The following is an 18,576-nucleotide window of genomic DNA, read 5'->3' on the forward strand; positions in this document are numbered from 1 at the left end:
ACCCGTCAACGAACCGGCGCCGCCGACAGGGGCCCGGGGAGCGGTTCGGCGTGCAGGACGGTCAGGGAGGTCACCGCGCGGGTCAGCACGACGTACAGCCGGGCGAGGCCGCGCTCCTCGGCGGCGGCGATCGCGGCGGGCTCGGCGACCACGACGTGGTCGAACTCCAGGCCCTTGGCGAGCGTGGCCGGGACGACCTGGAGCCGCTCGTCCTCGCCGGTGGACTCGGTGTCGAGGACGCCGTGCGCGATCCCGGCGGCGACGAGGGCGGCGGAGTGCGCGATGACGCCGGCGTCCGGGACGATCAGCCCGACCGTCCCCTCCAGCTCCAGCAGGCCGCGGGCCGTGTCGGCCGCGTCCCTCTCCGGGGCGGCGCTCGGCCGGACGGTCAGCGCTCCCGCCCCCGGACGCAGCGAACGCGGCGCGGCGAGGCCGGACGCGATGTGCGGGAGCAGCGCGGCGGCGAAGTCGAGGACGGTCCCGGGGACGCGGAACCCGACGGCGAGCTCGGTGACCTCGCCCTCCTGCCCGAGGTGGCCGAGCACCTCGTCCCAGGAGCGCGCGGACCAGGGGGTCGTGCCCTGCGCGATGTCGCCGAGGACGGTCGCGGACCCGGCGGCGCAGCGGCGGCCGAGGGCGCGCAGCTGCATGGCGGACAGGTCCTGCGCCTCGTCCACGACCAGGTGGCCGAGGGAGCGGGTGCGCTCGATGAGGTCGCCCAGCTCGTCCAGGAGGGCGCGGTCGGCGGCGGTCCACTTCGCGGACCGGTGCGAGCGCGGCGGCCTGGCCCACAGGATCGTCGCCTGCTCGTCGTCGGTGAGGATCCCGCGCGCGGCGGCACGGAGGGCGTCGGCGTCGGACAGCAGGCCGTGCAGGACGATCTCGGGCGTGACCTTGGGCCAGACCGCGTCGAGCAGCCGCTTCATCGGACGCGACCGGACGACCTGGTCCTGGACGCGGTCGTCGGGCGCCCCGCCGCGCCGCTCCATCAGGACGAGGACCCGGTGCGCGAGCCGCTGCGCGAACATGTCGCGTCCGGCGGCGTAGCGGGTCGTCCCGCGCAGGCCGGCGGCGATCTCCCGCACCTCGTGGTCGGGGACCCGGAACTTGGCGACCCCGCTCGTGTGGACCAGGCCCTCCTCGGGCTTGCGGATGTGCCGCCACAGGGCCTTGCGCAGCACCTCGGCCATCCGGGCGTCGCCCTTGACGGCGGACGCCTCGGCGGGCTCGGTCCCGGTGGGCGCACCGAGCAGGTCGTCCACGGTGGCCTGGTCGACCCGGACCTCGCCGAGCGCGGGCAGGACCGACGAGATGTAGGCGAGGAACGCGCGGTTCGGCCCGACGATCAGCACCCCGGACCGGGCCAGCCGCTCCCGGTGGGTGAACAGCAGGTAGGCGGCGCGGTGCAGGCCGACGGCGGTCTTGCCGGTGCCGGGCGCGCCCTGGACGCACACCGTCCGGCCGAGGTCGGCACGGACGATCACGTCCTGCTCGGGCTGGATGGTGGCGACGATGTCGCGCATCGGGCCGGTGCGCGGACGCTCGATCTCGGCGGTGAGCAGCGCGGAGGTGTGGACGGGCGCGTCGAGCGGCTCGTCCTCGAACGCGGTCAGCTCGCCGCCGTGGAACCCGAACCGGCGGCGCAGCGCCCAGCCCATCGTGTCGGCCGGGCCCGCCTGGTAGAACGCGCGGCAGACCGGGGCCCGCCAGTCCAGCACCAGGGGGCGCCGCTCGCCGCCGTCGTCGTGGACGTGCCGCCGCCCGACGTACATCAGCGGCAGCCCGGCCTCCTCACCGGACTCCAAGGGACCGCCGGACTCGCCGCGGGACGCCGACTCGTCGTCCGGGCTGTCGCGGGCCTGCTCGGCGTCGCGGTCCATGCGGCCGAAGAACAGGGGCGTGTCGGGATGGTCGGCCAGCGCGGCGACCCGCTGGTCGAGCAGCGACTCCAGATACTGCCGCGACACCCAGTCGGCGGCCATGTCGGCCGACAGGCTCGCGGCGTGTTCGCGCATCCGCCGCAGGGCCTCGCGGGCCGCCGCGAGATGGGCGCGTTCGGCGGTCAGGACGTCGGGCGACGCTCCTGCTGGCTGGGGTGTTCCTCCGGGCATGCGAACAGACCTCCGGTCGGAGAAGGGTCGATGGCGAAACCATCAACATTACCGGCCCGGACGGCCCGCGACCTCCTCGAGCATCGCCGCCACGGCCTGCGGGACAGGGCTTCCCGGGCGCGAGGACGATCGGGTCGTTGTCGACGTAGACGACGCGGGCGGCCGGGACCGTCCGCTGCGCGATCTCGTGGACGTCCCGTCCGGAGGGGTCGCTCCGGGGTCGGCCGCGCCGTTATCGTAGGCTCGTCGTGATCTGGATCACGTGACGGAGTTCACATGGCGATGCGGATGAGTGAGCGGCGGGCCCCGGTCCCGGCGGCCCCAGGCGAGGGGCTGAGGGCGGCGGGCGTGACGGTGCGGTTCGGCGGGCTCACGGCCGTGGACGGCGCGGGGCTGACCGCACCGCCCGGCGCGGTGACCGGGCTGCTCGGCCCGGACGGCGCGGGCAAGACGACGCTCTGCGACGTGATCTGCGGGCTGCGCCGCCCGGCGTTCGGCAGCGTCCGGCTGGACGGGGCGGACCTGCTCGGCCGCTCCCCAGGCGAGGTCGCCCGGCGCGGCGTCGCCCGCACCTTCCACCGGCCGCCCCCGCCCCGCGGCCGGTCGGCCCGGCGGACCCTGCGCGACGCCGTCCAGGCCGCCGCCGAGGCCGAGGTCGCCCGCCGCGAGATCGCCGGACGCGACCGTCTCGACGCCCGGCGGCGGCGCCGGGACGCGCTGGCGCGCACGGGCGAGACCGCCGACGCGCTGCTCGACCGGCTCGGCATCGCCGAGTTCGCCGCGCACCGGGCGGGCGCCGTCCCACCCGAGGTCGCGCGGCTCGCCGAACTGGCGGGCGCCCTCGCGGCCCGTCCGCGCGCGCTGGTGCTGGACGAGCCGTCCACCGGACTCGGCGAGGCGGCGGCCCGCTCGCTGGAGGTGCTGCTCCGCGACCTCGCCGCCGAGGGCCTCGCCGTCGTCCTGGTGGAACGCGACCTGGAGCGGGTCCTCGGCGTGTGCGACACCGTCCACGTCCTGTCGCGGGGACGCGTCGTCGCGTGCGGACCACCGGCCGAGGTCCGCTGCGACCGCTTCGTCCGGACGGCCTGCGCGGGCTGACCTGAAGCGAGCGCGCGAGGCCGTCCGGCGGTGGCGTGGGCGGCCCGGACGTGAGCGCGAGCCTGTCCTGGCGTCGGCGCGGGCCGATCGGAAGCAAGCACGTGGGGCCGTCCCAGCAGCGGTGCGGGCCGGTCGGGGGCGGGTCAGGGGCGGGTGGCGCGCAGGGAGTACATCATCGGGACGCGCGGACTTCCCTCGGGCAGCCGGTACCTCTGGCCGTTCTTCTCCAGGTTCGCGTGCCGGGCGAAGAGGGTGTGGTCGTGCTCGTGCAGGAACTCCAGGCGCAGCCCGGCGGCGATGACGGCGCTGACCACGTCGCCGATGCCGTGCTGGAACGAGATCGACCGGTTTTTGCTGGTCTTCGCGTCGCGGTCGGTGTAGGTGCCGGACTCGTTCCACTCCTGGGGCGCGCGGTCGAAGTAGTCGTACGTGACGGTCGTGCCGGTCTCATCGTCCAGGGTGTCCGCGAACGGGTGGAACTCGGAGAGGTAGAGGAACCCGCCCGGGTTCAGCAGCGCGGCGACCGTCTCGGCCCACCGGCGGAGGTCGGGCAGCCAGCACAGCGCGCCGAGCCCGGTGTAGACGATGTCGTAGGTCGCGCCGAGCGCCTGGCGCGCGGCGTAGACGTCGGAGACGACGAACCGGGCGTCGAGGCCGGTCTCGGCCGCGATGCCCCGGGCGGCCTCGATGGCGGGCTCGGAGAAGTCGAGCCCGGTGACCGTCGCGCCGCGCCGGGCCCACGACAGCGTGTCGAGCCCGAAGTGGCACTGCAGGTGCGCGAGGGTCCGGCGGGAAACGTCCCCGACCTCCGCGGTCTCGAAGTCGCGCAGCGCGTCCTCGCCCGCGCGGAACCCCGCCACGTCGTAGAAGTCGCTGCGGACGTGGATCGGGACGCGCTCGTCCCACAGCTCGCGGTTGACGTCCAGGTATTCGTCGCTCGTCACGCGGGTGATCATAGGGAGGGCCGGTCCTTGACAGCGAACGGGTTTCCGTGAGGCCATGCGTACGTCACCGTCCGCAGTCCTCCGTCTCCCGTCCGCCCGGGCCCGGGCCGCCGCTCCCGCCCGCACGCCGCCCTCGAGCCCGGAGTCGTCGATGACCCCGTCCGAACCCGCCGCTCCCGACCGTTCGAGCCCGGTCCGCGAGGCGCTCCTCGACGCCGCCGCCGAGCTGCTCGTCCAGAACGGCTACAAGGGACTGCGCATGCGGGACGTGGCCGAGGCCGCCGGGGTGAGCCGCCAGACCGTCTACAACGAGTTCGGCGACAAGTGGGGACTCGCGCAGGCCGTGGTCCTGCGCGACAACGAGCGCTACCTGGACGGCATCGACCGGGTGCTGGCCGAGCACGACGACCTGTACGCGGCGGTCGGGGCGGCGGTCCGCTACACGTTGCTCACCTCTGCGGACGACCCTCTGAAGAAGGTGGTGCTGACCGGCGCGGGCGGCGACGAGCTGCTGCCGCTGCTGACCACGCAGGCCGAGCCGGTGCTGTTCACCGCGTCCGCCCGCATCGTCGAGCACGCCCTCGCCCGCTGGCCGCACCTGGACCGGGAGGCGTTCGCCGAGGTCACCGACGCCGCCGTCCGGCTGACCATGAGTCACCTGATCCTGTCGGAGGGCCCGCCCGACCGGATCGCCGGGTTCGTCGCCCGGATGGTCGTCCGCTACCTCGGCGTCCCCGAGCCGGAGGACGGTTCCCGGTAGCCCCGCGGTGTCGCTGGCGCGGGCATGCCCGGATCCGGTCACGGTGAGAACGTCCCCTGCGGGACCGGTCGTGCTCGACGTGCGGCGGGCCGTCCGGGAGCATGGAGGAGCCGGACGAGGGAGGCGACGTGAACTCCGAACCCGCAAGGAACGCCGTACCTGCGATGGACTCCGAACCCGCGACGGGCCCCGAGCCCGCGGAGGGCTCCGGGGGCGCGGGCGGCGGCCCGCCGGAGATCAGGGTGCCGAGCGGGGACGTCATGCGGGCGGTGTCGGCGCACGCCGACGTCCGGCGGGTGCTGTCGGACCCGCGGTTCAGCCGCGAGCTGCGCCGCGGCGGGCCGCGCCTGGCCCGGGGCGGCGACGTCAGCGACGACCGGCACTCGCTGCTGAACATGGACCCGCCGCGGCACACCCGGATCCGGCGGATCGTGTCCGGCGCGTTCACGCCGCGCCGGACGGCCGCGTGGCGTCCGCGCGTCGAGGCGATCGCGGCCGGGCTGGCCGACGCGATGGCCGGGCGGGAGCCGCCGTGCGACCTGCTCACGGCGTTCGCGTTCCCGCTCCCGGTCCAGGTGATCTGCGAGTTGCTGGGCGTCCCGCACGGCGACCGCGAGCGGTTCCGGCGGTGGGCGGACGTGGCGCTGTCGACCGGCACAGCCGGCGCGGCGAGCCGCTCGGCGAACGGGCGGGAGTTCCGCGGCTACGTGGAGGCGTTCGTCGAGGCCCGCCGGGAGGAGCCGGGCGACGCCCTCATCGACGTGCTGATCGCCGCCCGGGATGAGGGCGAGGACGGCGACGGCCGGGGGCTGTCCGGGCCTGAGCTGGTCAGCATGGTGATCAACATCATCACGGCCGGGCACGAGACGACCGCGCACATGGTCGCGTCGGCGGTGTTCACGCTGGTGACCGAGGGCCGCTGGCCCGCCGAGGCCGGTCCCGGGCTGCTGGAGGAGGTGCTCCGGCACGACACGCCCGCGACCGTCGCGATGCCGCGGCTGGCGACCGAGGACGTCGAGCTCGCGTCCGGGACCGTCCGCGCCGGGGAGACCGTCCTGCCGATGCTCGCCGAGGCCAACCGCGACGCGGCCGTCTACCCCGCCCCGGACACGTTCGCGCCGGACCGTCCGTCCGACGGCGTGCCCCTGGTGACGTTCGGGCACGGCCCGCACTTCTGCCTCGGCGCGAACCTGGCGCGGCAGGAGCTCGAGGTGGCGCTCGGCACGCTGGCCGAGCGGTTCCCGAAGCTGGAGCTGGCCGTCCCCGCGGACGAGATCCCGTGGCGCACCGGCGGCATCGTGACCGGCCCCGCGAGGCTCCCCGTCCGCTGGTGACGCCCCCGCCCCCGTTCGATGTCGCTCGGCGTCGCCCGCTACGCCCGGGCCCCCGAGGACGCGGCGTGGTGGTGGACGGTGATGTGCGGTGACAGGGCCTCCAGGAAGTCGCGGGCGTCGAAGAGCTCGCCCGCCGAGGCGACGCCGGTCGTCCTGGTGCGGCCGGTGAGGATCCGGTGGACGGCCTCGACGGCCAGGGGCGCGCTGACGGCGTAGATGTCGCGGCCGGACGCCGTGGCGCGGCGTTCGGTGGAGCCCGAGACCACGACGACGTCCACGACGAACGACTGCGCGGACCGTCCGTCCTCGTCGGCTGCGACGGGGGCGGGCGTGTCAGGGGACGACAGGTCCTTCGCCGCCTCGACGGTCATGTACGAGCGCACCTCGGGGACGCGCAGGTGGCTCGGGATGGTCACGACATCGGCCATCGTGAACTCGCCGAGGACGTTCCGGTCGCCGGTCGGCTCGGGGAAGGTCCACGTCCGGGTCGGCAGTTCGTCGTCGTGGTACCGCAGGGCGCCTGCGGTGAAACGGACGCGTCGTCCGTTCCGGCGGCTGTGGGAGACCGCGCCCGCGGCGCGGGTCCCGGACGTCGGGTGCCAGCTGTCGAGGCCGTAGGCGACGTGGACCTCGTCGGCCTCGGTCCAGTCGTCCATGGCGGCGGTGGCGAGCAGGTCGCCGAGCCCGCCGAAGAACGCCATGGCGGGCAGGACCACGGTCCCGGCCTCGCGGGCGCGGGCGGCGAAGTGGTCGAAGGTGTCGCGGTTGGCCTCGATCTCGGCCGCCACGTCCACGTAGGGGATCCCGGCGCGCAGGGCGGCCTCGATCACGGGCGCGGCCGTGTCGGCGAACGGACCGGCGGCGTTGATCACGGCGTCGGCGCCGGTCAGCGCGCGGTCGAGCGCCGCCGGGTCGTCGGCCGGGGCGGGCCGGGCGTCGAGTCCCGGGTGGGTCGCGGCGAAGTCGTTCAGCTTCGCGGCGTCGCGGCCGACCAGGACGGGCACGAACCCGCGCGCCAGAAGCTCGGCGACGACGAACCGGCCGGTGTGCCCGTACGCGCCGTAGACCGCGACCGTCGGGGTGTTCTCAAGAAGATCGTTCACGGGATCATCGTCGCGGCCGGACGGGACGTCGCGCGAGTGTCCGAAACGACAAGATGCGTACACTTTCGGACATGACCACAGGTGTGCACACGGTCGCGGTGGCCGTCGCGGACGGAATCCTGCATTTCGAGCTGGCCCTGGCGTACGAGCTGTTCGGCTCCCCTCCACCGGCCGCCGCCGGGTCCTGGTACGAGCCCGTCATCTGCGGCGCGGGCCCGGTGCGGGCCGACGGACGCTTCCTCCTCGAACCCGACGACGGCCTCGACCGGCTCCCGCTGGCCGACACCGTGATCGTCCCGGGGTGGGCGGAGGTGGACGCCGCTCCCCCGCCGGACCTGGTCGCCGCCGTCCGCGCGGCGCACGAGGCGGGCGCCCGGGTGGCGTCGCTGTGCACGGGCGCGTTCGTGCTGGCCGCCGCCGGGCTGCTGGACGGACGCCGCGCCACGACGCACTGGGCGCACACCGACGAGCTGGCCGCCCGCTTCCCGGACGTCGAGGTCGACCCGGACGTCCTGTACGTCGACAACGGCAGCGTCCTCACCTCGGCGGGGAAGGCCGCCGCCCTGGACCTGTGCCTGCACCTCGTCCGGCGCGACCACGGCTCGGCCGTCGCGAACGCGGCGGCGCGCAGGCTCGTCGTGCCCCCGCACCGTGCGGGCGGGCAGGCCCAGTTCGTCGCGTCCCCGGTGCCCGAGCGCGGCGACCATCCGCTGAGCGAGCTGCTCGCCTGGGTCTCCGAGCGGCTCGACCAGCCGCTCACGGTCGAGGACCTGGCGCGGCGGGCGAACATCAGCTCCCGCCACCTGGGACGGCACTTCCGCGCGACGGCGGGCACGACCCCGCTCCAGTGGCTCCTGACCCAGCGCATCCGCCGGGCCCAGGAGCTCCTGGAGACGACGGACGAGAGCGTGGACGCCATCGCGGCGGCGACCGGCATGGGCACCGCGGCGACGCTCCGGCGGCATTTCAACCGGACCGTCGGCGTCCCGCCCGACGCCTACCGCCGCACCTTCCGCAGCCGCCTCACCGACGCCCGCCGGGCCTAGCTTCGGACGCCGGTCGGGCGCAGGGACGGACGCCGGTCAGGCGTAGGGGCGGGCCCCGGTCAGGCGTAGGGGCGGAGGGCCAGGAGGAGGTCGTCGGGGATCGCGGCGGGGGTGAGGCCCGACGGGGTGCGGGTCATGCAGGCGATGGTCTGCGTGCCCCGCGCCGCGAGCAGCGCCGGGCCGCCGCCGGTGCGGTAGTAGTCGAAGCCCATCGTGACGCGGTTGTCCTCCAGCGCGGAAAGCGTCATGCGCACCGAGACGCGGTCGAACGCGCTCAGCTCGGCCAGGTAGTCGCAGGCGCACGACACCGTGACGAGGGCGAGGTCGTCGTCCAGCCGTTTGACGACGCCGGGTGCGTGGTCGGCGAGGAACAGCTCGCGGCAGGCGCCCTGCCAGGCGAGGTAGGACGCGAAGTAGACGTTGCCGACGACGTTGGTGTCGGAGAACGTCACGCGGTGGCTGTACTCGTAGAAGCGTCGCGTCACGGGCCCGTCCCCTTCCTGGCCGCCGCGGCGAGCACCAGCGGCGTGTCCCGGCCGGTGACGGTGACGACGGCCGAGGCGATCTCGTGGGTGCCGGTGCTGAGCGTCACCCAGCCGTTCTCGTACACGCCGCCCGCCACCGGACGTTCGGACGGGTCGCCGCCCGCGGCGCGCAGGCACGCGGCGACCGTCCGGAGGCGTTCGAGCGACCGCGCGGGCGGCTCGCCGACGAGCCGGGCGAGCCGTTCCGCCTCGCCGGGCCAGGGGTCCGGGTCGTCGTCCGGGGCGACGGCCAGCGCGGCGCCCTCGGCGACGGCGAGCCCGTCCTCGCCGGGACGCGCGGCGGCGCGGGGCAGCAGGTCGTCCAGGTGGCGCTGGACGTACGGGCCGACGAGGACGGACGGCAGGTCCTGGCCGTCCAGCAGCGGCCCGACGTCCCGCAGTCGCAGCCCTGCCCAGCTCAGCACCGGAGCGCCGGAGGCGTCGGTGAGCTGGACGTCGTAGGTGTGGTCCGCCCCGTGATGTGAGCGTTCCCTGGCCGTCAGGGTCAGCGGGCCGCCCGCCTTCGCGGCGGCTTGCGGGGCGTGCACGGCGAAGCGGTCACAGCCGACGGGGAGCAGGCGCCGGTGCGGCACGCACGCCTGGAGGACGTGGATGGACGCGTCGTTGCGGAACAGATCCCCGAGAACCCCATCCGAGGAGGCGGTGCCGGGGTCGAGCACCGCCCGGCAGCCGCGTGCCTCCAGCCGCTCGAAGCGCCGGAGCCGTTGGAACGCCGGGCCGTGGAAGAACAGCGGTCCGTAGAGCGCCCGGCCGTCGTGAGCCGGGACGGCGCCCTCGGAGGCGGGTACGGCGGGCGGCGCGGACGCGGCCGTGACCGTGCCGGTGAAGTGGTCGAGGGCGAAGCCCGTCTCGTCGCTGCGCAGCGCGACGCGGACGCCGCCGCCGCCCTCGCCGGTGAGCGCGCACACCCGGACGACGCGTTCGCCCTTGTCCGGGATGATGAGCGGTCGCGTGAACGCGCCGCCGGTAACGCCCGCGAGGGGTGCGCCGGTGAGCTCGCGGGCGGCCCGGGTCATCAGCTCGAGCGCGGCCACGGCCGGGAGGACGAGCAGCCCGTCGATCCGGTGATCGGGCAGCCAGGGCAGGTCCGCCACGCTCAGCCGGGTCTCGGTGACGGTCTCGACGCCGGGCGTGTGCGTCAGGGCCCGCTCCGCGCGGGCCTCCAGCGCGGGGAGCCGTCCGCTGGCGACGACGGACGCGGGTCCGGCGGACGACTCGGCGACGCGCGCGAGCAGCCGGACGCCCTCCTCGACGGGGATCGGGTCGACGCCCGTGCGGGTCAGCGTGGACAGCACCGCCAGCCGCTCCCCCATGCCCGCGCCGGACCAGGCCGTCCAGTCGATGTTCCGCACCCGGCAGCCGGGGAGCTCGCGCGCCAGGACGCGGGCCAGTTCGCGCTGCCTGCCGTTGGCGAGGGCGTAGTGCGCCTCGCCGGGGAGTCCGAAGCGTCCGATGACCGAGCCGTAGGTGACCAGCAGGCGCAGCCCGGCGGGGTCCAGGACGTCCAGGAGAGCGCGCAGGCCGAGCCGCTTGGGCGCGTCGTGGTCGGCGAAGTCGCGCTCGGTGAGGTCGGTGAAGCGGGCGGGGCGGTTGACGGCGGTCCCGTGCACGACGCCCCGCACCGGGCCGAGCCGGGCGGTGAGCCGGTCCAGCGCGGCCCGCGCCGAGCGTGCGTCGCGGAGGTCGGCGGGCGCGTAGTCGAACGTCGCGCCCTCGGCGTCCAGCCGCGCCAGGTTCGCGGCGAGACCGGGATCGTCTCCGGGGTCGGAGCGCCCGAGCAGCGCGAGCCGGACACGCCAGCGTCCCGCCAGGTGGGACGCCGTCTCCAGGCCGATGCCGCGCCCTCCGCCGGTGACCAGCAGGACGTCGCCGGGCGCGAGCGGCGGGCCGTCCGGGGGCAGCGCGAGCGGCCTGTGCGCGGGTGTGAAGCGGGCCCCGGACGCGTCGACCAGCAACTCGGCGAACCCGTCCCACGTGCCGGACAGCGCGCCCGCGACCGCCGACGCGGGGGCGTCCTCGACCGCGATCCGGCGGAGCGCGAGGCCCGGGTGTTCGAGCGCGAGGCCGCCGAGGAAGCCCGACGCGGTGTCGCCGTGGTCGACCACGGTCAGCGGGACATCGCCGCGGACGGCCTCGGCCGCCGCCTCGAGGAGATCCGCGACGACCTGGTCGGCCGGGTCCTCGGAGAGGAACACCGCGAGGGCGGGAGGGGCGTCCGGGTCGTCCTGGAGGAGCGGCGCGACGGCCTTCCGGAGCGGCCCGTGACCGCTCAGCCGCCACGCCCGCGCTCCCCCGTCCCCCGCCGGACGCGCCGGACGGCGCTCCAGCGCGAACACGCGGAACCAGCGGTCGACGCCTTCGACCGTGTCGCGGGCGCCGTCCGAGGCGGGGAGCGCGGCGATGGTCTCGGCGAGCGCGGCCACGGTCGCGGACGCGAGTCGCGGCGGCGCGGAGGGGGCCGTCCGGCCGCAGCGGACGGCGGCCTCGGCGGCGAGCTGGGTGACGCGCAGCGAGTTCAGGTGCAGGTCGGCGAGCAGGCCGTCGCCGTCCCCGATCATCCCGGCGGGCAGCTCCAGCGCCTCGGCGACCAGCGCGCGGACGACCGCGAGCGGGTCGCCGCCGTCCGGCGCCGGAGCGGCCGGGGGCTCCACCGGACGGTCGCCCCCGGCCTCCGTCCTCGGGACCGGGACGGCGGGGGCGCTCTCGCACGGGTTCGTCAGGAAGGCCGGAGGCCGGTCGAGGTCGAACGGCCGGTGGACGCGCTCCGCGAACAGCGGCCGGACGTCGTGGGCGGCTCCGGCGGCGAACAGCGCGGCGACCGTCCGCGCCACCGGTTCGCCGGAGACCGAGCCCGCGTCCAGCGCCACGACCGGGACGCCGGTGATCTGCTCGGCCAGCGCGGTCAGCGAGTGGCCCGGCCCGCACTCCACCAGCAGGTCGCAGGCGGCGGCGAGGGCCTCCAGCGCCGCGGCGAACCGCACCGGGGCCGTGACCTGCCGGACCAGGAGTTCACGCAGGTCATCGGCTGGTTCGAGGGTACGGCCGGTGACCGTCGACAGCACCGTCCGGCGCGGGCGGTCGAACTCCGTGCGCTCCAGCACCCGCCTCACCCCCGGGACGGCCGCGGCGACGGCGGGCGTATGGAAGGCGTGGCTGACGCGCAGCACCCGGGCGCCGACCCCGGCGAGCCTGGCGCGCTCCACGACCGCTTCGAGCTCGGCCAGCCGACCGGCCACCACCTGGACGGGCCCGTTGTCGGCGGCGACCGCGACGCCGGTGCCCGCGACGAGCTCCGCGACCGTGCCGGCCGGAGCCGCCAGCGCGGCCATCCCGGTGTCCCTGTCACCGGTGGCGGCCATGATCCGGCCGCGTTCGGCGGCCAGGTCGACGGCCTGCCGCGCGGTGAGGGCGCCCGCCCAGCACAGCGCGGTGATCTCGCCGAGGCTGTGCCCGGACGCGCCGGACGCCACGACGCCGAGCGCGTCCAGCAGCCGCAGCCCGGCCAGTGAGGACCGCAGGACGGCGGGCTGCGCGACGGCCGTGTCACGCCCGTCCGGCGCATCCACGGCCGGCGCCGGAACGGGTTCGAGGCCGGGCAGCAGCGCGCCGAGCGCCCCGTGGCTGCCGCGAACCGGCGCGCTCTGCCCGGGGAACAGCAACCCGACGCGCCCGGGCGGTCCGCTGCCCAGCCAGTGCCCCGGCCCGCTGACCAGCCCGAACGCCACGCCCTCCGCCAGCCGTGCCGCGACCTGCCGGGCCCGTTCGGCGAACTCGGCGGGCGTTCGCGCGACGACCGCTGCCCGCACGGCCGCGTTCGCCTCATCGCCGTCGCAGGCGACATCGGCCAGGGCTGCGGCCATGTCGAGGTGTTCAGCAAGCGCGCAGACGTCGGCGCGCTCGGCCAGCCGCTCCAGCTTCCCCGCCAGCGCTTCGGAGGACGCCGCGCCCACCACGAACACCTCGGCGTCCAGCGCGCCCCGGGGAAGGCTGCGCGGACACGTCGGCCTCCGTGCCTCGGCCGCCTCCAGGACGACGTGGGTGTTGATCCCGCCGAACCCCATCGCGCTCACCCCGGCCCGCAGCGGCGCGTCCGGCCACGGGGCCGCCTCGCGGACGGTCCGCAGCGGCGCGTCCGGCGTGCGCAGCAGGTCGTGCTCGGTCTCGCAGCCGACGGTCGGCGGGACGGTCTGGTGGTGCAGTGCCAGGACGGCCTTGAGCAGCCCGGCCGCACCGGCCGCGGCCTTGGTGTGCCCGATGTTGGCCTTGACCGAGCCGAGCGCGGCGGGCGGAAGGCGGCGCCCGTCCTGGACGGCGATCAGCGCCTCCAGCTCCGTCCGGTCGCCGACGTCGGTCCCGGTGCCGTGCCCCTCGAACAGCGCGACGGTGTCCGGCCCGAACCCGGCTCGCCCGTACGCGCGGCGCATCGCGAGAACGTGCCCGTCGCGGGCGGGCCTGGTCAGTCCCCCGCTCCCGTCGGACGACACGCCCCACCCGCGGATCACGGCGAGGGGGACCCGGCCCGCCTCGGCCGCGTCCCCGGCCCGCATCAGCGCGACCATGCCGCAGCCCTCGCCGGGCAGGAACCCGGTGGGCCGCGCGTCGTAGATCCGCATCTCGTCCCCGCCCAGCGCGCCCAGGCGCGCGAAGCCGACCAGCTCGAAGGGGTCGAGGCTGGCGTCCACGCCGCCCGCCAGCACCAGGTCCAGGTCGCCGGACGCGAGCGCCGCGCACGCCGTCGTCACCGCCAGCAGCGACGACGCGCACGCGCCGTCCACGGTGTACCCGCCGCCGCGCAGGTCGAAGTGGTTGCAGACGCGGCCCGCGACGGCGTTGGCGAGCCCGCCGACCAGGCTCTCGCCGGTCGGTTCGGGGAAGGGGGCCTTGAACCCGCGTTCCAGCCGGGCCATCAGCGCGGCGGCCTCGGCATCGCCGAGGCCGCCGTCCGCCAGCGCGTCCCGGACGACGCGGGCGACGTACGGCCAGCGCAGCCGCAGCAGCCCGGCCCGGCTGAACTCGCCGGTCAGGGAGTTGCCGAGCACCACGCCGACCCGGTCGCGGGACAGGCCGCGCGCGTCCGGGAACCCGGCGTCCTCGAGGGTCTCGGCGGCGACCTGCAACGCGAGCCAGTGCACCGGATCGGTGACGCGGTGGCTCGCCCCGGACACCCGGTGCCGGGCCCGGTCGAACGTCCAGTCGGTGAGGACGGCCGCCGACCGGACGTTCGTCGAGTCGGGGCCGTCCCCCGCGTAGTCGGCGAGGTTCAGCCGTCCGGGAGGGAGCGGACGGAACGCCCGGCGTCCCGTCAGGACGTTCTCCCACAGCTGCGCGGGGGACGTGGCGTCCGGATACCGGCAGCCGACACCGACGACGGCGATCGCGGGCCCGGACGTCCCGGGCACCCCGCTCACCGCCCCTCACCGGCCGAACCAGCCGAACCGGCCGCACCTGCCGAACGGGGCGCGGCAGCCGCACCCGCCGCATCGGCATCGGCGTCGCGCTGAGCCGGGACGACCGGGACGGCGGCCGGATCCGCCGCGTCCACCCGCCGCCGGTCGCGGAACGACAGGAACGCGAGGCCGATCGCGCGCAGCACGCACACCGCGACCAGCGCGAAGAACAGCCCGAACACCACGTGGAAGCTGACCAGGACGCCGTACGCGGCGGCCGTGGCGAGCCCGAACCACACCTGGTTCCGCGGCCTCACCGGGGTCGTCCCCGGGTCCGTGATCATGTAGTTGGTGAACAGCACGAACGCGACGCCGGTCACCGGCAGCAGCGCGCTGAGCACCGCGGTGTCGGTCAGGGACGCGCGCAGGACGGCCTGGAGCAGGAACCCGCCCACCCAGCCCGCGATCAGCGGCATCTTCCGGGTGAGCATCGCGTTCAGCACCGTCCCGGACGCCAGGATGAGCGCCGGGACGACCCAGTCGAGCGGCCCGCCGATCCACTCGGTGAACTGGTAGGGCGGGGCGATGCCGACCCACGGGAACATCAGCAGCACGACCGCGATGCCCAGGTTCGACGGGTTCAGCACGTGCCGGACCCGGCCGTTCACCCGCACCCGGACCAGGTACTTCGAGGTGATCCCGATGGTCACCGCGAACACGACCGGGCCGAGCCTGCTGTCGGCGAACAGCAGCATCGCGCAGGCGAGCGCGGTGATGTGCGCGGGCAGCAGGAACTCCGCCAGCGCGCGGGGCCCGCCCGCGTACTTGCGCGGCCGTCCGGTGGCCCACGCGTCCAGGGTCTCCAGGCCGATCTCCAGCAGGTACGCCGTGGCGAGCGCGACGACCGGCGTCGCGTACGCCTGCTCGAAGCCGAGGACGGTGTGCCCGAGGAGGGTGAAGGCCGAGATCGAGATCGCGAACCGGCGCAGCGCGACGACCCGGGGGTCCTTGGCGGGCCGGGCGGCCCCGGCCGCGGCGGTCGTCGCGCCGGTCGTGGTGGAGCTGGTCGTGGAACTCACGATCCCGCCTCCCGGATCGATCCGTCAGAGGTCAGCAGAACGGTGTGCCAGCCCGGCGCGAGCCGGGCCTCACCGGTGTGGAGCGTGCCGCAGGCGTCCCGCCAGGAGAGCCGCACCGGGACGTTCGCGGCACCGCCGTCCAGGCCGAACAGCAGCTCGGGAGCGGACACGCCCGCGTGCCCGTTGGCCGGGTAGACCTGGCCCGTCCGGACGCCGCCGGTGCCCCCGAGCAGACGCGCGGACGCCCCGATCGCGGGTGTCACCGGCCCGCTCGCCCTCCCCACAGGGGCCTTGGCCGGGACGGTGCAGCCGCCCGCCGGGCGGACGAGACGCAGCCCGAGGTACGGCGACCGGCTCGTCCGGACGTTCCGGTAGAAGAACGACCGCCGCCACTGGTTGGCGACCGCGTAGTCGAGCCGCCCGTCGTGCTGGACGTCGGCGAGCGCGATGCCGCGCGAGACGCTGCGGTCGTCGACGCCGAGGCGTCCGGAGATGTCCAGGAACCGGCCGCCGGGCAGCCGCGCGAAGAACGGGTCGTGGTCGTGGCCGGAGACGTCGTCGCGGCCGGGCCTGAAGTCGGGCCACGCGCCCGGGCGGTTCAGCAGGTCGTCGTTGGTCATCGCCAGCTCCTGGAGCTGCGGCCAGCGGTTCACCCTCCCCTTGACGAACCCGGTCGCCTGGACGATCTCGGTGCGGCCGTCCCCGGCGAAGTCGCCCATCTTGACGTCCCAGGCCCAGCCGGAGCGGGCCAGCCCGAGCGACTCGCTGTGGTCGTCGTACCGGACGGTCCCGCCCTGGAAGATCTTCCGGCCCTGGCTCAGCCACGCGAAGTTGCTCTCCAGCAGGCCGTACTCCTGGGTGATGTTGCTGACGAAGATGTCCGGGACGGCGTCGCCGTCCAGGTCGCCGAACGCGACGCCCATGCCCTTGAACGAGTCCCGGCCGATGACCTTCGACTTCGGCGTGGTGAAGTGCCGGACACCCTTGACCTCCTCGAACCTCGGCCGTCCCCGCGTGGACACGTTGCGCAGCAGCCGGTCCGGGCCGAAGTCGTTGGCGAGGTAGAGGTCCGGGAGGCCGTCGCCGTCGATGTCCTGGACGCCGGTCGCGAGCGTCCACCCCTTGGACGTCCGGTCGGGCAGCGGGCTCGGCGGTTCGGTGTAGGTCGCGGACGGCCGCGCGCCGCCCTGGCCCGACCTCCACAGCAGGATGTGCTTGCGCCCGCCGTTGTAGGCAGCCGACATCGACCGCTGCATCACGAGCCGTCCGTGGCTCGCGTGCGGGTCGAGGACGCGCGCGCCGTCCGGGAAGTAGTTGGCGATGACGAGGTCGGCGTGGCCGTCGCCGTCCACGTCGGCCACCGACACGGCGTTGGTGTTCCAGGTCTGGCGGGGCGTCACGAGTTCCTGCGGGACGAACGCGCCGGGCCTGCCGAGCGCGTGGGGCGTCCGCATGAACAGCACGGGCGAGCGTCCCCAGTAGTAGACGAGGACGTCGGTCAGGCCGTCCTCGTTGTAGTCGCCGGGCGTGCAGCCCATCGGCGCCATCGTCGCGTCGAACGGCAGCCCGGACGGCGTGAGCCTCGTGGTGGGCATCCGCCCGCCGGAGCCGGGGACGGGCGCGAGCGTCACCGAGTCGTCGCGCGGGTCCACGACGCACGCGTCGGCCGGACGGCCCGCGCCCTCGACGTCGGCGAGCGCGACGGCCGCGCCGACCGAGGAGATCCAGTGGTCGATGTGCCGGTAGGCGGGCGCGACCTGCCGGACGTCCCGGGCGGCGGCGGCGCCGTTCAGCGGGACGCGCTCGAACGCGAACCGCCGGGCCAGGCGCACCGCGTCCGCGTCGGAGGTCTCGGGCAGGCTCGCGACGAACCAGCCCGCGACCAGCAGCAGGACCGAACACACCTGCACCAGCCGGGATCGCGGGAACCGGCCGTTCAGGATCCCGCCCTTCGGGACGCCGTTCACCGCTCCACCCCGCCGTCGTGCCGTCGCCACTCGCGGCGGACCAGGGCCCGCCAGTACTGGTACTCGGCGAGGGTGTCGCCGTGGTGGGCGGCCTCGTCGTGCGCGGCGTCCGTCCACTTCGCGGCGGTGACCGGGGACGCCGAGCACAGCGTCTCCACCGCCGCGCGGACGTCGCCGGGGACCTCGCCCGACAGCACGCGCGCCTTGGCGGCGAACGCCGCGCCCTGCGCCAGGTCGGCCCGGTGGCCGCCCGCTATCCGCGACAGCGAGCCCAGGACGTCCGGGGGCCGCGCGCCGGTGTAGGCGGCGGCCAGGCCGATCCCCGCCCACAGGTCGCTGCGGCGGTGCGGCGGGAACCCGGCGACGACGCGTCCGACGACGTCCGGGTCGGCGCAGGCGTGGAACCACAGCGCGCGGCCCACACCCTGGTCGCGGACGGACGCGGCCGGACCGCGCGCGGCGCGTTCCGTCCGGTGCTCATGCAGCACCGGCCCGGGGCGGAAGTAGGCCTGGTGGAAGCCCCAGCCGTCCCACACGAGCCAGCGCGGCAGGCCGCGCGCGCCGGGCACGCCGAACCAGGGCGGCAGCCGCAGCCGGGCGTACGCCCAGCCCACGCCGACGTGCACGAGGTGGAAGTGGCGGCGGCCCGGCCCCTCGAGCAGCCCCGCCACACGGCGGCCCCGGGTGCCGGTCAGCACGTCCAGCAGGGTGCGGCTCATCGCCGCGCCCTCGTGCGCGAACCCGTCCAGCGCGGGCGGGACGCCGACCGGCCCGAGCGGCCCGCGGCCGGTCGCGAGGCCGGTGTTGTACCCGGCGGCGAACGCCGCGACCACCGTGTCGAGCCGTTCCCGGACGTCCGGGTCTCCGGACGCATGACCTGTCTTGTCGAGCCGGATAGATCGGTCGTCAAGGACCAATGGGCGAAAAAGGAATGGGGTCCGCTGGGCAGGGACGGACGTGGCCAAGTCAACCTCCTCTGCAGAACACACACAGGACTAACAAAACCTAAAGTGAAGCGTCAAGGAGGGGCATCTTCCACTGTCCAGATGCGGCCATAATGCAAGCGTCACCGCAGGTCACTGAATATCTATCTCCCGCACACCCGCTTTACGGGAAGTATTCGGAGCGATATTCGATAGGACCGGACGGAAAAGACCGGCCGTCCCCCCGTAACCTCGTTTCCGGTTGTCCCCATCGTTCTG

Annotated in this window: 12 protein-coding genes and 1 pseudogene; 4 read left to right on the forward strand and 9 right to left on the reverse strand. The window is 75.4% G+C overall.

Annotation, left to right across the window (positions count from 1 at the left end; all coding sequences use genetic code 11):
• Positions 1 to 5: 5 nt before the first annotated feature.
• Together P696_RS0139645 and P696_RS58975 are read right to left on the reverse strand one after the other, a co-directional pair.
• Positions 6 to 2,111 carry a HelD family protein gene (locus P696_RS0139645; RefSeq protein WP_026416664.1) on the reverse strand — a complete coding sequence of 702 codons (2,106 nt, stop codon included), beginning with the start codon at positions 2,109 to 2,111 and terminating at the stop codon, positions 6 to 8.
• Positions 2,112 to 2,238: 127 nt separating this feature from the next.
• Positions 2,239 to 2,307: pseudogene (locus P696_RS58975) on the reverse strand (SAM-dependent methyltransferase); the annotation flags it as partial.
• Between the two features lie 80 nt (positions 2,308 to 2,387).
• Between P696_RS58975 and P696_RS0139650 the strand changes: the two are divergent.
• A complete protein-coding gene (locus P696_RS0139650) occupies positions 2,388 to 3,209 on the forward strand; it encodes an ATP-binding cassette domain-containing protein (protein ID WP_245627984.1) in 822 nt (273 codons plus the stop codon).
• 143 nt (positions 3,210 to 3,352) lie between these two features.
• Here P696_RS0139650 and P696_RS0139655 read toward each other — a convergent pair whose 3' ends face one another.
• On the reverse strand, positions 3,353 to 4,153 hold the full coding sequence (locus tag P696_RS0139655; protein ID WP_342669061.1) for a class I SAM-dependent methyltransferase: 801 nt from the start codon (positions 4,151 to 4,153) through the stop codon (positions 3,353 to 3,355).
• Between the two features lie 151 nt (positions 4,154 to 4,304).
• On the opposite strand from P696_RS0139655, the gene P696_RS51260 reads away from it, so the two are divergent.
• A complete protein-coding gene (locus P696_RS51260) occupies positions 4,305 to 4,913 on the forward strand; it encodes a TetR/AcrR family transcriptional regulator (RefSeq protein WP_034489146.1) in 609 nt (202 codons plus the stop codon).
• A gap of 164 nt (positions 4,914 to 5,077) precedes the next feature.
• The gene (locus P696_RS51265; protein ID WP_051468871.1) at positions 5,078 to 6,247 is read left to right on the forward strand and encodes a cytochrome P450; all 1,170 of its coding nucleotides are present in this window, start codon (positions 5,078 to 5,080) and stop codon (positions 6,245 to 6,247) included.
• Between the two features lie 38 nt (positions 6,248 to 6,285).
• Here P696_RS51265 and P696_RS0139670 read toward each other — a convergent pair whose 3' ends face one another.
• Positions 6,286 to 7,350 (reverse strand): saccharopine dehydrogenase family protein, encoded by a 1,065-nt coding sequence (locus tag P696_RS0139670; protein ID WP_026416667.1) that lies wholly within the window; start codon positions 7,348 to 7,350, stop codon positions 6,286 to 6,288.
• A 71-nt stretch (positions 7,351 to 7,421) separates the two neighbouring features.
• On the opposite strand from P696_RS0139670, the gene P696_RS0139675 reads away from it, so the two are divergent.
• Complete coding sequence (locus tag P696_RS0139675) at positions 7,422 to 8,396, forward strand: helix-turn-helix domain-containing protein (protein ID WP_211245980.1); 975 nt, start codon at positions 7,422 to 7,424, stop codon at positions 8,394 to 8,396.
• Between the two features lie 59 nt (positions 8,397 to 8,455).
• Here P696_RS0139675 and P696_RS0139680 read toward each other — a convergent pair whose 3' ends face one another.
• The 5 genes from P696_RS0139680 to P696_RS51275 are packed head-to-tail and all read right to left on the reverse strand — an operon-like array spanning position 8,456 to position 18,291.
• Complete coding sequence (locus tag P696_RS0139680; RefSeq protein ID WP_034489148.1) at positions 8,456 to 8,881, reverse strand: acyl-CoA thioesterase; 426 nt, start codon at positions 8,879 to 8,881, stop codon at positions 8,456 to 8,458.
• On the reverse strand, positions 8,878 to 14,349 hold the full coding sequence (locus P696_RS0139685; RefSeq protein WP_051468873.1) for a type I polyketide synthase: 5,472 nt from the start codon (positions 14,347 to 14,349) through the stop codon (positions 8,878 to 8,880). The genes P696_RS0139680 and P696_RS0139685 overlap by 4 nt, the downstream gene beginning before the upstream one ends.
• Positions 14,346 to 15,407: a hypothetical protein gene (locus P696_RS51270; RefSeq protein WP_051468875.1), complete on the reverse strand. Its 1,062-nt coding sequence runs from the start codon at positions 15,405 to 15,407 to the stop codon at positions 14,346 to 14,348. Before P696_RS51270 ends, P696_RS0139685 begins: the two co-directional genes overlap by 4 nt.
• On the reverse strand, positions 15,404 to 17,374 hold the full coding sequence (locus tag P696_RS0139695; protein WP_051468877.1) for an FG-GAP repeat domain-containing protein: 1,971 nt from the start codon (positions 17,372 to 17,374) through the stop codon (positions 15,404 to 15,406). Before P696_RS0139695 ends, P696_RS51270 begins: the two co-directional genes overlap by 4 nt.
• Complete coding sequence (locus P696_RS51275) at positions 17,371 to 18,291, reverse strand: DUF1702 family protein (RefSeq protein ID WP_170026720.1); 921 nt, start codon at positions 18,289 to 18,291, stop codon at positions 17,371 to 17,373. The genes P696_RS0139695 and P696_RS51275 overlap by 4 nt, the downstream gene beginning before the upstream one ends.
• Between the last annotated feature and the right edge of the window lie 285 nt (positions 18,292 to 18,576).

Source organism: Actinomadura oligospora ATCC 43269, from assembly GCF_000518265.1.
GTDB classification, from domain to species: Bacteria; Actinomycetota; Actinomycetes; order Streptosporangiales; family Streptosporangiaceae; genus Spirillospora; species Spirillospora oligospora.

What these genes read in the sequence shown, in the direction of transcription:
- P696_RS0139645 (WP_026416664.1), bottom strand. Translation starts at nt 2,111, where the DNA reads ATGCCCGGAGGAACACCCCAGCCAGCAGGAGCGTCGCCCGACGTCCTG.
- P696_RS0139650 (WP_245627984.1), top strand. Translation starts at nt 2,388, where the DNA reads ATGGCGATGCGGATGAGTGAGCGGCGGGCCCCGGTCCCGGCGGCCCCA.
- P696_RS51260 (WP_034489146.1), top strand. Translation starts at nt 4,305, where the DNA reads ATGACCCCGTCCGAACCCGCCGCTCCCGACCGTTCGAGCCCGGTCCGC.
- P696_RS51265 (WP_051468871.1), top strand. Translation starts at nt 5,078, where the DNA reads ATGGACTCCGAACCCGCGACGGGCCCCGAGCCCGCGGAGGGCTCCGGG.
- P696_RS0139675 (WP_211245980.1), top strand. Translation starts at nt 7,422, where the DNA reads ATGACCACAGGTGTGCACACGGTCGCGGTGGCCGTCGCGGACGGAATC.